The sequence below is a fragment of the Bacillus sp. FSL R5-0523 genome (genome assembly GCF_037975295.1).
Lineage (GTDB): Bacteria > Bacillota > Bacilli > Bacillales > Bacillaceae > Bacillus > Bacillus subtilis.
In genome coordinates, this window is record NZ_CP150251.1 from 1,119,549 (window position 1) to 1,134,436 (window position 14,888).

At 41.7% G+C, this 14,888-nt stretch carries 14 protein-coding genes; 5 read left to right on the forward strand and 9 right to left on the reverse strand.

What is annotated here, in order from left to right; translation table 11 throughout:
- From lepB to NYE53_RS05765, 3 genes are all read left to right on the forward strand, one after another.
- A complete protein-coding gene (gene lepB / locus NYE53_RS05755) occupies positions 1-507 on the forward strand; it encodes a signal peptidase I (protein ID WP_003233128.1) in 507 nt (168 codons plus the stop codon).
- A 179-nt stretch (positions 508-686) separates the two neighbouring features.
- Positions 687-2,183, forward strand: coding sequence for a monooxygenase (locus NYE53_RS05760; protein ID WP_339247691.1), 1,497 nt, complete (start codon positions 687-689; stop codon positions 2,181-2,183).
- Between the two features lie 76 nt (positions 2,184-2,259).
- Complete coding sequence (locus tag NYE53_RS05765; protein ID WP_041335554.1) at positions 2,260-2,787, forward strand: MarR family transcriptional regulator; 528 nt, start codon at positions 2,260-2,262, stop codon at positions 2,785-2,787.
- A gap of 27 nt (positions 2,788-2,814) precedes the next feature.
- On the opposite strand, the gene NYE53_RS05770 is transcribed toward NYE53_RS05765, so the two are convergent.
- The 5 genes from NYE53_RS05770 to ntdA all read right to left on the reverse strand — a co-directional run bounded on the left by NYE53_RS05770 (position 2,815) and on the right by ntdA (position 8,180).
- Entirely contained in the window at positions 2,815-3,012 is a 198-nt protein-coding gene (locus NYE53_RS05770; RefSeq protein WP_038829160.1) for a hypothetical protein, read from the reverse strand.
- Positions 3,013-3,676: 664 nt separating this feature from the next.
- Positions 3,677-4,897 carry a glucose/mannose transporter GlcP gene (gene glcP / locus NYE53_RS05775; RefSeq protein WP_339247694.1) on the reverse strand — a complete coding sequence of 407 codons (1,221 nt, stop codon included), beginning with the start codon at positions 4,895-4,897 and terminating at the stop codon, positions 3,677-3,679.
- 71 nt (positions 4,898-4,968) lie between these two features.
- On the reverse strand, positions 4,969-6,021 hold the full coding sequence (ntdC, locus tag NYE53_RS05780; protein ID WP_106073786.1) for a glucose-6-phosphate 3-dehydrogenase NdtC: 1,053 nt from the start codon (positions 6,019-6,021) through the stop codon (positions 4,969-4,971).
- Between the two features lie 13 nt (positions 6,022-6,034).
- Entirely contained in the window at positions 6,035-6,883 is an 849-nt protein-coding gene (gene ntdB, locus NYE53_RS05785; RefSeq protein ID WP_339247695.1) for a kanosamine-6-phosphate phosphatase, read from the reverse strand.
- The gene (gene ntdA / locus NYE53_RS05790; protein WP_339247696.1) at positions 6,855-8,180 is read right to left on the reverse strand and encodes a 3-dehydro-glucose-6-phosphate--glutamate transaminase; all 1,326 of its coding nucleotides are present in this window, start codon (positions 8,178-8,180) and stop codon (positions 6,855-6,857) included. Before ntdA ends, ntdB begins: the two co-directional genes overlap by 29 nt.
- Before the next feature lie 103 nt (positions 8,181-8,283).
- Here ntdA and ntdR point away from each other — a divergent pair, with 103 nt between their 5' ends.
- The gene (ntdR, locus tag NYE53_RS05795) at positions 8,284-9,273 is read left to right on the forward strand and encodes an NTD biosynthesis operon transcriptional regulator NtdR (protein ID WP_014479382.1); all 990 of its coding nucleotides are present in this window, start codon (positions 8,284-8,286) and stop codon (positions 9,271-9,273) included.
- 213 nt (positions 9,274-9,486) lie between these two features.
- Here the strand turns inward: ntdR and NYE53_RS05800 are convergent, their stop codons facing one another.
- Together NYE53_RS05800 and NYE53_RS05805 are read right to left on the reverse strand one after the other, a co-directional pair.
- A complete protein-coding gene (locus NYE53_RS05800; protein WP_038829166.1) occupies positions 9,487-10,641 on the reverse strand; it encodes an AbrB family transcriptional regulator in 1,155 nt (384 codons plus the stop codon).
- A 106-nt stretch (positions 10,642-10,747) separates the two neighbouring features.
- Positions 10,748-11,953 (reverse strand): MFS transporter, encoded by a 1,206-nt coding sequence (locus tag NYE53_RS05805; RefSeq protein ID WP_021479605.1) that lies wholly within the window; start codon positions 11,951-11,953, stop codon positions 10,748-10,750.
- Positions 11,954-12,066: 113 nt separating this feature from the next.
- On the opposite strand from NYE53_RS05805, the gene NYE53_RS05810 reads away from it, so the two are divergent.
- On the forward strand, positions 12,067-13,794 hold the full coding sequence (locus NYE53_RS05810) for an SgrR family transcriptional regulator (RefSeq protein ID WP_339247698.1): 1,728 nt from the start codon (positions 12,067-12,069) through the stop codon (positions 13,792-13,794).
- Between the two features lie 29 nt (positions 13,795-13,823).
- Here the strand turns inward: NYE53_RS05810 and NYE53_RS05815 are convergent, their stop codons facing one another.
- A complete protein-coding gene (locus tag NYE53_RS05815) occupies positions 13,824-14,150 on the reverse strand; it encodes a four-helix bundle copper-binding protein (protein ID WP_339247700.1) in 327 nt (108 codons plus the stop codon).
- Between the two features lie 117 nt (positions 14,151-14,267).
- A complete protein-coding gene (locus tag NYE53_RS05820) occupies positions 14,268-14,705 on the reverse strand; it encodes a ferritin family protein (RefSeq protein ID WP_339247701.1) in 438 nt (145 codons plus the stop codon).
- Positions 14,706-14,888: the final 183 nt, after the last annotated feature.

Sequence of the window (14,888 nt, forward strand, 5' to 3'; positions counted from 1 at the left end):
ATGAAAAAACGGTTTTGGTTTCTTGCCGGTGTAGTGTCCGTTGTTCTCGCCATTCAGGTTAAAAATGCTGTCTTTATTGATTACAAGGTAGAAGGCGTCAGTATGAACCCGACCTTCCAGGAAGGAAACGAATTGTTGGTCAATAAATTTTCGCATCGATTTAAAACCATCCATCGTTTTGACATCGTCCTTTTTAAAGGCCCTGATCATAAAGTGCTGATTAAACGGGTAATCGGCTTGCCCGGTGAAACGATCAAATATAAAGATGATCAGCTGTATGTGAACGGAAAGCAGGTTGCTGAGCCATTTTTGAAGCATTTGAAATCTGTTTCTGCCGGCAGCCATGTAACGGGTGATTTTTCTTTGAAAGATGTGACGGGAACAAGCAAGGTGCCGAAAGGAAAATATTTTGTCGTTGGAGATAATCGCATATACAGCTTCGACAGCCGGCATTTTGGTCCGATAAGAGAAAAAAATATTGTCGGTGTGATTTCTGATGCCGAATAAAAAGACGCTAATGGAAGAGGCGTCTTTTTGTATGCCGTTTGGAAAAATGTGTTGAAGAAAAATTTGTAAGGAGCTATAATCAAAATTGTTACCCGTGTAACAAAATTTATATATTTTTTGATTGGAGGGCCGTTTTTATTGGTTTTTGTTCGTTTTTCATGAAACAAAAGGAGTGGTGAATGATGAAATATGAAGCAGTGATTATAGGAGGAGGACCGGTTGGATTTATGCTGGCTTCTGAGCTTGCGATGGCCGGAGTGGGAACATGTGTGATTGAACGGCTTGAAAAACCTGTTCCGCATTCCAAGGCGTTGACGCTGCATCCCCGAACGCTGGAGCTCCTTGAGATGAGAGGGATTTTAGAGCGGTTCGTATCCAAGGGAAGCAAGATACCTTCCGGACATTTTTCAATGCTGGATACCCGTCTGGATTTTTCAGGCTTGGATACGAGCTGTCCTTACACGCTTTTGCTCCCGCAGTCCAAAACAGAAAAGCTGCTTGAAGATCATGCACGAAGGCTGGGAACAGAGGTGTTTCGGGGTGCAGAGGCGCTGGCGGTTACGCAAGACGGGGAAGCGGTCCAAACGATATTTAAGGATCGGGATGGCAGTGTACGGACGATCACAAGCAAGTTTGCCGTTGGGGCAGATGGCGCCGGGAGTACCGTCCGGAAACAGGCAAAAATTGAGTTTCCGGGAACAGACAGCACTGTCACCGCTGCGCTTGGGGATGTGGCGCTCCTTTCTCCGCCGCCGTCAGGCGTGCTGTCCCTTTGCACAAAAGAGGGCGGTGTTATGATTGTTCCGTTATCTCCAGACCGATACCGTGTCGTTGTGATCAGTCCTTATCGCACGCAAACGCCGAAAGATGTGCCTGTTACTGAGGAAGAGCTGAAAGCTGACCTCCTGCGAATTTGCGGAACTGACTTTGGTTTAAGCGATCCTTCGTGGATGTCGCGGTTCGGGAACGCCGCGCGCCAAGCGAAACGGTATCGGGACGGCAGAATCTTTCTTGCGGGTGATGCCGCGCATATTCATTTTCCGGCGGGCGGGCAAGGGCTGAATGTCGGCCTCCAGGATGCAATGAACCTTGGGTGGAAACTGGCGGCGGCCATCAAAGGCTCTGCGCCTTCATGGCTTTTGGACAGCTACCATGACGAGCGGCACCCGGCAGCTGAAGGGCTCCTCAGAAACACGGAGGCACAGACAAAGCTGATCGATTTCACTCAAGCAGGCCTCCATTTGCGAAGCATGATGTCGGAGCTGCTGGCCTTCCCTGATGTGAATCGATATGTAGCAGGGCAAATTTCTGCACTCGATGTCAGATATGAAGCTGATCGTACCATGCCGCCGAATCGTTTGAACGGGGCAAGGCTCCCTGACATGAAGCTGATTCTTTCCGACGGCAATTCGGAACGGCTGTACAGCTTTCTCCAAAACGGGACATTCGTTTTGCTGTCATTGAGGCAGGAAGCTGATGATCATATCGAAGTGAAAGGCTTACGTACGGTAACCGCCTCGCTTGCAGAACCGAATGAAAAGTTGCGGGATGTGCATACCATATTGATTCGTCCCGATGGACATGTAGCCTGGGCGGTGGATGCATCAGCGCCCGATTGTTCCGAGGTGATTCAAAAAGGGATCAGCCGCTGGTTTTCCGTCACCAGCCGAGTATAATTCAATTCGATTGTTTCATCTGTAACAAAACGGTATGATAGAAGAAACAATCGAATGAAAAAGGATGGAAAACCCGATGAACACAGATCATACGAAACGCAATCTTTTTGAATTGTATGCGGAGCTCATTCATCAGCAGGAGAAATGGGAGGGGCTTATTAAAGTCTTTTTATCTGACGAATTGAGGAAGCTGGATGTAGAGCACGGGAGTAAATCTCAATTGACGATGACAGAAATTCATGTTCTATCCTGTGTCGGGGACAATGAACCAATTAATGTCACGTCGATAGCAGAAAAAATGAATACGACAAAAGCGACTGTATCACGCATCAGCACAAAATTGCTCGGCGCAGGCTTCCTTCACAGAACACAGCTCAGCGATAATAAAAAGGAGGTCTACTTCCGATTGACGCCTGCTGGAAAAAAGCTGCACAGTTTGCACAAATATTATCATCAGAAGGCTGAACAGCGTTTTCTGTCATTTTTTGACCGCTATACCGAGGAAGAGATTCTTTTTGCGGAACGGCTGTTTCGGGATCTGGTGACAAAATGGTATCCGTCGTCAGAAGAAATTGAAGGGGGGCTTCCTAGCATTTTTAAATAAAAAAACACGCACTGCGGTGCGTGTTTTTCACGTTTCTTCTTTCTTTTTCAAGATTGTAACGTAAATCAGATTTCCTCCGACTAAAATCATAAGGGGCAGTCCAGGGGAGCCGGATGTCACCAAATTATAAATCAGCCAGATTCCTAAACATATTCCATAATATAAGTGCATTGCCTTCTCGGGATTGTCGCGCAGCAAACTTCGTTTAATAATCTTTTTCATCATATCGCCCCTATTAATTTTAGGATTTCCCTTTAGTTTACATGCATCTTCGGTTCATCTCAAAATTTGCTCTTTAGCTTTTGATGCTCTCAAAATATTTCGAGGGAATTTTAGAATTATTTTTTTACAGATATGTTTTCTGATAGCTCTGCCCACTTCTATCATCTACTATCTCCCTTGCTAAAACACTGTTTTCTCCATATAAACAAGGAAAGACCTTCTGTAGTAAGCTACCCATTTAGTCCTTTTATTTCCTCTTGGGGGGAATGTCTCACTTTCTATTTCGGCTAATACTCCCATAGAATCAACAAATGTAATACTTGTTTCATTTTCACGCATAAGAATTTTCGTACCCCCACTTAATAGACCCTGTCATTTCTCAGCTAAGTCTGTTGTTAACTTGCCAATATTTTCTGCAGAGATGCCGTACCATCCAACAATTCGTTATGAATCAACCTATTCTGAAATTGGTCAGAGATCTCTAGAATACCCAAGTAACTTGTGATTTTACTTTCTAATAATTGGAACCACTGATCTTTTTCACTCAATGTATCTTCTATATATATAAATTTGTACATGTATTTACCTCAATTCATTCATTTGTTTTATTTTTATTTGAAAAGTAAAAAGAGGACATTAAGTCCTCTTCTTACTTACGATATGTCTATTAGTATCTTTCATTTATACGTGTTTTTGATGCTTTGTTTTCAAATGAAATAGGGTCTTCTGTTTTAGTTCTCCTAATCTTTACAGAAATACCTACTAGAATGACCGCCATAGTTGTAAATATTCCCATGGTTAATAAGATCGTATCCTGATTTAAACTCCATCCAATTAAGAAAGAGATGATCGCTCCTCCGAAACTTGCCGAAGCAATAAATAAACTTGTAACTTCGTCAACGTACTTCTGAATAATGATTGATGCTAGTGTTAAAGCAATGGGAAATATGCCCGCTATACTTAGGCCAATCAAAAATGTACCACTCAATTGAAGTATTGGGTTACTTATATAAGAGAAGGCAATCAACAAAACAATTAAACAACTACAGCTAAAAAGAAGGTATTTGGAAAAATCAAGCCTTCTACTTACGAAACCAATCAATATTCTTCCTATGATGATCCCTACCCAGAAAAAGGAGACACTTATAAGACTAATTTGTTCATTGTCTTGGTTTATCATGATTGAAGGTAAAAAGTTGGCAAAATTTGTTTCGATTCCAGCATATAGGAAAGCGAAAAATACAAAAAAGCCTAATTGCTTTGATTTTTTTCTATCTCCTATAAAGTATTGAAATGCTCCTCCATCTGGAAAGGTCACTTGTTGGTTAGCATTCTTAGCGTACTTTCGGTTCTTGGACAAGAAAATGAACCACCCTACGAATAGGACGAATAAAAAGGTGAATATACAGTAATACGGTAAAAACCAGTTATTGATATCTATGAAGGAATTAATTAATAATGGGAAAGATAGAGCGCCTAATCCAAAGAGAACTTCCAGCTTACTCATTTTTTCTGCATTACTTTCGAAATTAGCAATAACAAATGAACCAACTGTCGTTTCTAATGTGCCTGCCCCATATCCTAAGAGAAAAGCCATTACAATAATATAATACCAATCCTTAGTTAGAAAAAAGATACTTAACGCTGCAAGCATTATTGTCAAAGCTAAAGTAAGTGTCCTAAAATGACTGTATTTCTTAATCATTAACGGTGCGATTAATACTCCGCTTAGAAATCCGGTAAACTGAAAGAAGATTATGACCGAAATATCATCTGTTGTCTTGTTAAAAGCCTCTAATAGAAATGGTGTCAAACTCCCTGTTGATATATGGATAATACCTACTGTAAAAAAGAAAGCATATCCGAATAAATATGTCCCTCTTAACATTCATTACACCCCTATATGAAAAAGCAGGAAAGTAAATTCCTGCTTTTTTAGTAACTTCTCTCTTTGAAATACTAGTTGACTGCTGAAACAGACATTGGTTGAGAGTTGCTGTCTTTCTCAAAGAACATTTCTAACACTTCCTGAGATCTAAAACCATCACTAAAAGAAGGGATCTCAACCCAATCATTCTGAGTTGATGCAATCCAATTGATTAACTCGCTTCTAAAAGAATCAGCCCATCCATAAAACTCGTTTGGCGGATCGTTTAATAGGCTTTGCGGTACTGGGCAGTCTACCACGTTCAAGCCATCTATGAGCTTGTAAACGTGAGGATTACCTGTGTGGTATTTAAACTCTTTTTTGTGTCCAACTACCTCAATGCTAAAACCACAGTCTTCAGGTACAGAACATTTTGATGTGATGATATTTACAAATACCTTGTTCTTCAGCTGGCCATAAATTTCTGCATAGTCATCTACAAGTACCTGTTTATCCTCTTTTGTTTTTACATTTGTGTTCATCTTTGCCCTTACTGATTCTGTGATGAAATCACTCTCAAACAAATACCATACCATGTCAATAAGGTGAATACCCAGATCCCCCAATGATCCACTCGTCTTCTTACTGTTAGCGTCATCTCTCCAAGTAAACTTCTTACGCCTAAGTGCACTATTTTTCTTGAAGTGTACTTTTATGGACAGGATGTTACCTAGTTCATTATTGATAATTAAGCTTTTTAAGATATTTACGTAAGATAAATATCTATAATTAAATCCCATACTGGCTCTTACGCTCAACCTTTCAGCAGTATCTTTCATTATGCTTGCTTCTTCAAGAGAAATAGCCATAGGCTTTTCACACAATACATGCTTATGTTTTGCTAATGCTTGCAAAGCATGTTCTTTATGGCAAAAGTTTGGTGATGCTACAATTAAACCCTCTGAGGCATCAATTAGTTCATCTGCGTTTTCAAATGACTTCCCGCCGAAAGTTTTCACAAAGCTTTCCGCGTTTTGTTGATTTATGTCATATACCCCTACCAACTCTGCATTTTTTATTGTAGATAAAGCAGTTGCATGCGCTCTTGCAATACCACCTGCACCTATGATGCCTATCTTCTTCATTTTTATTTCCTCCTCATGATCCAATTAATTTTTTTAAGGTATTAGTAATTCCTTTTGAGTACTCACTATCAGTTATAAGGTTGTGCAAGTTTTTGGCTTCCTGTGTTGCATTTTTTAGCAGATATCCATTCCCTACTGTCTGTAACATACGAACATCATTTCCACTATCCCCAAATGCGATAGCTCTTTCGGGATTTAGGTTGTATTTCTCTAACATAAACGTTACAATTTCATTCTTTCCTGTCCCTATGGGGATAAAATCTACATCATAGCTGTCTTCTGGATCGCCTGCTAAGGGATTACACCGATTTATATTTACTGAAACGCCATATTCCTCGCAGATTTTTTCAATTGCTAATAGGTTTTTCTTGTCGTTTATTTCATCTTGTTCCTGGTAGTAGAAGTTATGCTTATACCGTGACTTTCCTAATTGAGTTTGAGGATTCAAAAGAATGTTATGATTTTCTTGCAGCTGTTTCACAAGTTTTTCAACCTTTTCTTTACTAAACCCTTCATTAATGCGACTGTTCCACTTGTTATCTTGCTGACCGAAGTTATGCTCTGAAAAGTACGTAATTTCAGTTCCAAGATCACTAGCTATAAAATGCGGAAAATATCTAAATTTTCCTCGTCCCATTTTATCGAGAATAGATTCTATACTGCTCCCAGTAACCCATCCGATTATTAGTTCCCCATCTTTACTTTTTTGTTCTAGGTAGTCTTCGAGTTCATAAATGTCTTGTTGCTTTTGTTCGTCGATTGTATGCGGAAAATACGTTTCATCAAAATCACAAAAAACAATATATTGAGGATGTTCAACCGTGGATAACGTTTTATACTCCGATTTCTTGCTTAATAACATGAAACAGTCCCTCCATTACTTTGTCTTGTTCTTCTAAAGTAAATGACGGATATAAAGGCAAATGCAGTACCTGACTATGAGCCTTTTCCGTATGAACCAATGGGAGTCCTGCATACTTGTCCTGTACTAAAGGAGTTTTTTGCATATGAGACAGTATTGGATAATATACATCTGTTTGAACACCAAAATCTTCATTTAATTTAGTCATGATATCTGCTCTATCTTCTGTTCTCACCTTAATAGGAAACAGATGCCATACATGATCTTCACTTAATTCTGGTAATTCAATAAAGCCTTTATTCTGCAACTCTGCTAATTGGGTAATGTATCTATCCGCCAAGAACAGTCTTTTGAAGTTGTTTAATGAAAGGTACTTCATTCTCTCTAAACCAATTGCTGCCTGTAAATTGTCCATTTTTGAATTAAAACCAAAATTGATGACTTTCTTATTTTTCACATTTACTTCAAAACCATGATAACTAAATTGAATGCATTTTTTAGCGAGTTCTTCATTATCAGTTGCTATTGCCCCAGCCTTGCCACATACACCAAAATTCTTATAGGGATTAAAACTTAATGTAGTGATGTCTGCATACTTTCCTAAGTCTGTCAGTCCAATTCCTTGGCAGGCATCTTCAATTACTTTCAATTTATAACGATTTGCGATTTGTCGGATATGCTGCATGTCAGAATGTTTTCCGTATAAATGCACAGGTAGAATAAACTTTGTATAAGGAGTGATTGCTTCTTCAATTTTGTCAGGATCGATGCAGAATGTTTGTGGGTTAATATCTACATAGATAGGAACGCCTCCCAAAGCTAACACAGCATTTTCAGTAGCTGAAAAGCTATTAGCCGGCATGATAACTTCATCCCCTGGATTTAACCCTAAAGCCAATAAACCTATCATAATAGCATCGGTTCCACTGCTGGTTGCAATTACATACCTTTTATGTAAATATGTAGATAAAACTTTTTCGAATTGCTCTAAATAGGGACCACTCGTAAATTTTCCAGTTGGCAAAACTTCAGTTAATGTATTTAAGATATCTTCCACTTCATCATTGGTTATTAATCTGTCTACAGGCAAAAAAGGGACTTTACTGATTTCACGATTTTTTTGATAGTTGAAAAGATCATGTTCAATATCTATCTTTTCCTTTAATACTTGTTTCCACTGCTCGTTTACAATACTGTCTTCAATAACAAGTTCTTTTCCTTGTACGTCACCTTTTAAGTGTTTTAATAGTGACATGTTTTCTTTGCTTTTACCTGAAATCTTAACCTGTTTTTGCATGAACAGTACCTCCAATGATTTTATAATCTAAAAATTTATTACAAATTTATCCTAATTTCTGAAATCGGTAACATGTCAACAACTTTTTTAAGGAAGGGAAAATATGCCTACAATTGATGAAATAGCAAAATTATGCAATGTGTCTAAAACCACAGTGTCAAGAGTATTGAATAATCATCCGTATGTGTCGAAAGAAAAAAGAGATATGATCTTAAAGGCAATTAACGAACTTGACTACACTCCCAATTATTTAGCTCGGAATTTTAGGAGAAATAAGACACAAACGATAGCTTTATCGGTTCCGAGTATCGACCATCCATTTTTTGCTCAATTAATAAAAGGGGTCTCTCATGAAGCACTGTTTAAGAATTACAAGGTAATTGTATTTCAGACCTTTTATGACAAACAGACAGAGCTAGAATTGTTAGAGTTATTGAAGCATAAAGAAGTGGATGGTATTATTCTTGGAACTTTAGAAAATGAATGGGATCAGATATCCCCTTTCTTAAAGTATGGTCCTATCTTATTATGTAATGAATATCATCACTCAGCGGACATAACGATAATTGGGTATGATGAATTTGAAGCTACATACATGGGGGTAGTACATTTAATTGAAAGAGGGCATAAAAAAATTGGGTTTTGTTTTGATACTCCATATAGCGAAGCTCAATGTCAGAGGAAAGAGGGTTATTTGAAAGCTTTACAAGATTACGATTTACATCATAGAAGCGAATGGATATTCGGCGAAATGTTTAATATCGAGGATGGCTTTCGTGTTTTTCATAAGATAAAGGATCTAAAGGACAGGCCCTCAGCAATATTTACAGGAAATGATCAAGTCGCCGCAGGGATTATTAAACAGGCGATGAAAAATGGCTTTAAAGTTCCAGAAGACTTAGCTGTAATTGGTTTTGACAACCAATTGATTTGCCAAGTCGTTACTCCGACCATAACAACAATTGATATCCCCGTAATAGAATTAGGTCAACAGGCTGTGTTGAAAATCATCGAGTCCATTTCGGGTAATGCCACTTTAAACAGAAGAATTATTAAACTGCCAACAAAGCTTATTATAAGAGAATCAACGTAACGATAGATTTCCCTTTATCATTTTATATCTTTATATAAGAAAAAGAGGTTATTCATTTTAACCTCTTTTTCAATCGTAAGTCGTCAATTATTTCTTTCATTTCACCCTCTGGCAGCATTCACTTCAAACCTGATCCATTAACAACGAAATATCCGCTTATATTTCCTCATCTCGATGGTTTGCGAATTAAAAGTTCTTGAACCCTTTTTTCAACTAGGCACTACTGCCGCTGATTGAGCTCTTTTTGTCTTTTTTTTCACCATGAAGATGGTGAAGCAGGCGATAAAACGGCGGCAGCAGGGCAATAACCAGAATGACGCGAATGACCTGAACCGCAACGACAAAGGTGGAATCAGCATGTAAGGTAACTGACGTCGTCGCCATCTCTGCAATCCCGCCGGGCGCAAATGCCAGAACAGAAGTGATGAGCGAAATTCCTGTCAGCTCGGAAACGATCACGGCGCTCAAAAACATTGCTGCGATTAAACCGACGGACGAGACAAACCCGACGATGATAATACGGGTGACGCCGGCAAACATGCTTTTGTACATCTTAGAGCCGATCGTTGCCCCGAGAAATACTTGTGATACATGGTTAGCTTGTGACGGCCACCATGCCATCATGTCGTGCCCTGTCACCGCAGCTCCGCCAACATGCACAATTGCTACACCGAGCATGCTGCCGAGCAGCCATGGAGCTGGAAATTTTAAAAATTTCGCAGCTTTGCAAGCTCCCCAGGCAGCGAGAATAAGAATGACGGTCCACAAAACGGGAGCGAGCCTAAAATCTGTCGTTGCAGAAGAAATCGTCTCTGCTGCGGCACTTGCGGTACGATCTTGTTTTGTATAGATCAGAATGACTAAAAACGGAATGGAAAGCACCACGAGCAGCACACGCATCATTTGAACGAGGCTGACTATAGCGGTATTGGCGCCTACTTCCTGTGCGATACTCGGCATGGCGGAAAGCCCGCCGGGAGCGGTGCCGACAAAGCTAGTCATCATATCCGTTTTGCTGAAACGCCAAAGCACATATCCTGACAGCATAGCCAGCAGGATAGACAATATCAGCATAACGCCGACTGAAAACCAATGGTCTTTGAGAACAGAGAGAACGGATAAATTCAGCTTTTGGCCCAATTCGATGCCGAGGATCATCTGCCCAAGGGCGAGCCATCGTCGGTTAATTCCTTTTTGGTCTGGTGCCATCATCAGCCATGCCGGCCGTATCATGGCGAGGCAGCAGGCGACAATCAGTGTTCCGATCATCCATCCAATTGATATTCCGGTTAATGAAAGAATAAACCCCCCGGCTGCACTGATTGCGATAAACCATAGATCTTTGAGGAGATTTTCGTCTTTCTTCAATGTAAAACCCTTCTTCCTTTTTCACGTAACACTCCAATTGTTCACGTAGTGAATGTATTTATTACTATAGTATATTTTTGTTGATAAAGAAATTATGAATTATTTTCTATAAGCGATTCACTTTTCTTATGACCTTGTGTTCGAGCTTTTCTATTGTGTAAGTCAGAGATAAACCCGCTGTCAGCAGACACACGGCAAGAGCGTAAAAAATCACTTCTCCGCCAAATGATGTCAGGATCAGCCCGCCTGCCAGCGGTCCGATTGAGCGGGATATATCCCAATGCAGACCATAGACAGCATAAAACCGGCCCAGCAAATGAGGCGGCGCCAATTTCGATATGAAGGTCTGGATGTGGGTTAGCCCGATGCTTTCGCCAACCGTCATCACCGCTGCCGTCACTAAAAGCATTGTCAGGGAGGTTGAGCATGCAAAACCGGCAGCCGCAAGGGAGTAGCAAATATAAGTAATGAAAAGGATTGTTTTCATTGAAAGCTTTTCGGTCCCTTTGACAAGAGGTACTTGAAGAACACAGCTGAATAAAGCTTTTGCTGCTGAATAGATGGTCAGCATGGACAGATAATCAGAAAACATGTTTTTGCTGAACAGCCTGTATGTTGTTTCTGATTGTGCATATAACATGCTGATGGGGAGAGAAAGCAGCAAAAGAAGCAGGACAGGCCTGTATATCGTAAAGCTCGCGGACATTTTCGGGGTAACAGCTGGGTGTAGCGGCTTTGTCTCAGGCAGTTTCAGTGCAGCGATCAGAAAGTAGATAAACAATGCCGCAGCATCTAATGCGAATATCCACACGGGGTTATGATTGTACAGCAGCATCCCCACTAGCGGTCCTGCCGTCAGACCCGCTGAATAGATCGCATTGATGACCGCAAACACTTCCGAACGTCTGCTTTCCGGCGTGCTTTCAGCGATTTGGGCGCGGGAAGCGGGAATGTACAACGATCTTCCGATGCCATTCATGACATAGAGAATAGCGAAAACATACGCATGCTCAGCAAATACAAACCCTGTCATTGCCGCTGATTGAAGAAGCAATGCGGTCAAAATCGCTGTGCGCCGCCCAATCCGGTCCGCCGCCTTTCCTGCAGCGAGCGTCAGGAAAATATCAGCAAATGGCTGAAGGCTGATGATCAGCATTGGCATCATGATACTGCCGTTTAATTGTTCATGCAGATACAGCACCATAAAAGGTCCCATCATTGCACCTGTCAGGCTTGTCAGCAATTCGCCGAAAAAGCGGAGCCGAACGGGAGCGGTATATCTCGATTTTATAGAGTGAAAACTGGTCAACATGTGATCGCCGCCTTTCGCTGTTTGATATAGTAGTAGTGTATAGAAGGGGCGGCGGCCCAAAAAGTGAAGAAAAGAAGAGATAAAAGTTCCCCTTTTGTCGGGAGGTGCGGGGATTGAAGCTGATAGAGCACTACGTGGCGCTTGTAAAAACAGGCTGCGCCGAGTATGGACAAATGAACGAAATGACACTCACTGAGATTGCCGACTGTTTATTTTGTACAGAAAGAAATGCAAAGCTCATTTTACATAAGCTGGAGAACAGCAATTGGATTATCCGGAAAAGCGGGGCGGGGCGCGGCCGCAAATCTAAAATCGCGTTTCTTCGGAGGCCTGAGGAACTGCTTCTTCAAACTGCAAAGGAATATACCATGTCAGGAAAGCTTAAAAAGGCAAAGAAGCTGCTTCAGCAGTATCAGTCCGCGTTTCCGGGGCTTCAAAACGAATATAACATGTGGCTTTCAGAGGTATTCGGATTTGTGACGGAGACAGGCGAGAATGGGGCGAAGGATGTTCTGCGGCTGTTCATCGCGCCTGAATCTGTCAGCAGTTTGGATCCATGCCAAATATTTTTGCGGTCTGAGGGCCATTTCGTCAAACAGATATTTGATACACTCTTGACGTTTGATTCGGATATACAGGAGCCGAAGCCTCATTTGGTTCATGGATGGGAAGAGGTCGGAAAAAAACAATGGAGATTTTTTCTTCGAAAAGGTGTGTCATTTCATAATGGACAGCCGCTGACATCGCGGGACGTTGCGTTTACGTTTCAGCGCTTTTTGGAACTGGGTGACAACCCGTATAAATGGCTTCTGCACGGAGTGAAAAAAGTCTTAGAAAAGGGCCCTTATTGTGTGGAGCTCATACTCGATAAGCCGAATGCGCTTTTGCCGTATGCTCTTTGTGATGAACGGCTGTCCATACTTCCGGCAGAACAGGGCGGCGGGAAAAATGGAACAGGGCCTTTTCAGGTGAATCAGCAACACAGCGGGATGCTTGTGCTTGAAGCCAATGAGCGCTACTTCAAGGGACGCCCCTATTTGGATCGCGTTGAGTTTGTGTTTTCTGAGCAAGCCGGAGAGATGAACGGTTTTACCATTCAAGAAAAACAAACATGTCCTGAGCAGCAAACTGTTTTTGATGAGCGGCATGTTCAGTATTTGTCGCTCAATCTGAAAAAGAAGGGTCCTCTTCAACACCGAAGCTTTAGAAAAGCGCTCCGGCTGCTGATTTCCTCTGAACGGCTCGTTCGTGAAGCGGGAGGGCACCGAAGAATCCCGGTTACGTCTTTTTTGCATCCGAGTTCTTTTGAGTGGGAGGGCGTTTCACCATCTGAATTGTTGAAGAAAAGCGGATACGAGGACGAAACAATCGTGCTTTATACCTTTTCGGAAACGGATCATCGTGAGGACGCCGAATGGATTCAAAATATTTGCGCCCAGCACGGTATCAGGCTTACACTTCAATTCTGTGATGCTGCTGATCTGCGACGGCCGGAAACCGTGCAGATGGCGGATATCATTCATGACAGTGCGACGTTTTATCAAGACAGCGAGTTTGGTTTTCTGCATTTGCTGCTGTCGGAGAACAGTTTCTTGTATCAGCATCTATCTGAAAAGCTGACACAGATATGCTCAGGAATGACAGAGCGGATGTTTTCCATGCCTGACCGCTGTTCGAGAATCGACATCCTGCATGACATTGACCGGCAGATAATACAGGAGCTGAATGCGATCCCGCTGTATCAAAATGTGCTCCAGGTGACATCAAGTAAAAATGTAAAAGGCCTGGTGCTTGATGAAGAGGGATGGATTGATTTGTACTCCGTATGGCTGTCCAAATAAAAAGAGGGTTCTTTTTTGAACCCTCTTTTTTACGCTGCCATGCTGCGGCATTGTTCAGCACAGGTGAAGCAGGCTTTCGCACATGCTTGGCAATGATCATGATCGTGCTTTCCGCATTCAGTGCCGCATGCTTCACAAATATCGGCGCAAAGTTCACAAATTTCTTTCATAAACGGGCTGTCCGTTTGCATGGCTTTGACCGCCAGCGCGCAAATATCCGCGCATTCCCTGTCAAGCCGGATGCATCCGCTGAGATGATGCTGCACGCTTTCTTCCAAGCATTTAGTGAAACAATGATTGCAAGCCTTCATACAATCGATGCAAGCCTCAATACAAGCTTCAGAATATTGCTCCATGGTTGATTCCCCCTGTATGGCAGTATATGGTTTTATGTTTCCCGGCTGCATTTGAAAAAAACAGGGGAGTGTGTTTTTAGCTAAGGGGATATGTACATATACCCTGAACGGGTATATCTAACGTTCCATCAGATAGTATAGGAACCAGACAGCGTGATTTTGTTCATCACGTGCTGCGCGTGTAAAGACGCCTTTCGCTTTTAAGATTGACGTTTCCTCGGCCGCACGCAAGTAAAAGTCGACGGTTTCTTGTTCATCTTTAAAAGCGGCGTCCAGTCCTCTCGTGAAATGGTCCGGGCATTCTTCCGTTTGTTTCGGCATGATGTGTTTGCCGGTAATTGAACCATACAGTGTGGAAAATTCACGGAGGTGGCGAATCTCGTCACGCCTGATTTCTTCAATCTGTTTTCTGACCTCATCGCTGTGGGCGAGTTCGGCAAGCTTACGGTAGCATTGAATTGCACTGAATTCTCCGTTGATGGCCTTCTGCAAATTCCGAATCAAACCAGGATCTTCCCTGTATGGCACCGGATAGGGATAGTAGCTGTAATGCAAGGGGATTCAACTCCATTCTTAGGAATTGGGCTTCTGTAAAAGTATATGTTGGGCAGGGAGAGATGTGCGGAGATAATCAGCTTTTTATATGTGAAAAGGCCGTTTTTACCAATAGATCAGATTGGTCATTTTCGTCAACATTCGATAAAATATATAGAGATAAAAAGAGAGGGGTCTTCTAAT

Excerpts from the sequence above, each read along its gene's own strand:
- ntdA (WP_339247696.1), bottom strand. The coding sequence starts at position 8,180 with ATGCAAAAACAGGTTAAGATTTCAGGTAAAAGCAAAGAAAACATGTCA.
- NYE53_RS05770 (WP_038829160.1), bottom strand. The coding sequence starts at position 3,012 with ATGATGAAAAAGATTATTAAACGAAGTTTGCTGCGCGACAATCCCGAG.
- ntdB (WP_339247695.1), bottom strand. The coding sequence starts at position 6,883 with ATGTTATTAAGCAAGAAATCGGAGTATAAAACGTTATCCACGGTTGAA.
- ntdR (WP_014479382.1), top strand. The coding sequence starts at position 8,284 with ATGCCTACAATTGATGAAATAGCAAAATTATGCAATGTGTCTAAAACC.
- ntdC (WP_106073786.1), bottom strand. The coding sequence starts at position 6,021 with ATGAAGAAGATAGGCATCATAGGTGCAGGTGGTATTGCAAGAGCGCAT.
- glcP (WP_339247694.1), bottom strand. The coding sequence starts at position 4,897 with ATGTTAAGAGGGACATATTTATTCGGATATGCTTTCTTTTTTACAGTA.
- NYE53_RS05805 (WP_021479605.1), bottom strand. The coding sequence starts at position 11,953 with ATGTTGACCAGTTTTCACTCTATAAAATCGAGATATACCGCTCCCGTT.
- NYE53_RS05815 (WP_339247700.1), bottom strand. The coding sequence starts at position 14,150 with ATGGAGCAATATTCTGAAGCTTGTATTGAGGCTTGCATCGATTGTATG.
- lepB (WP_003233128.1), top strand. The coding sequence starts at position 1 with ATGAAAAAACGGTTTTGGTTTCTTGCCGGTGTAGTGTCCGTTGTTCTC.
- NYE53_RS05760 (WP_339247691.1), top strand. The coding sequence starts at position 687 with ATGATGAAATATGAAGCAGTGATTATAGGAGGAGGACCGGTTGGATTT.
- NYE53_RS05765 (WP_041335554.1), top strand. The coding sequence starts at position 2,260 with ATGAACACAGATCATACGAAACGCAATCTTTTTGAATTGTATGCGGAG.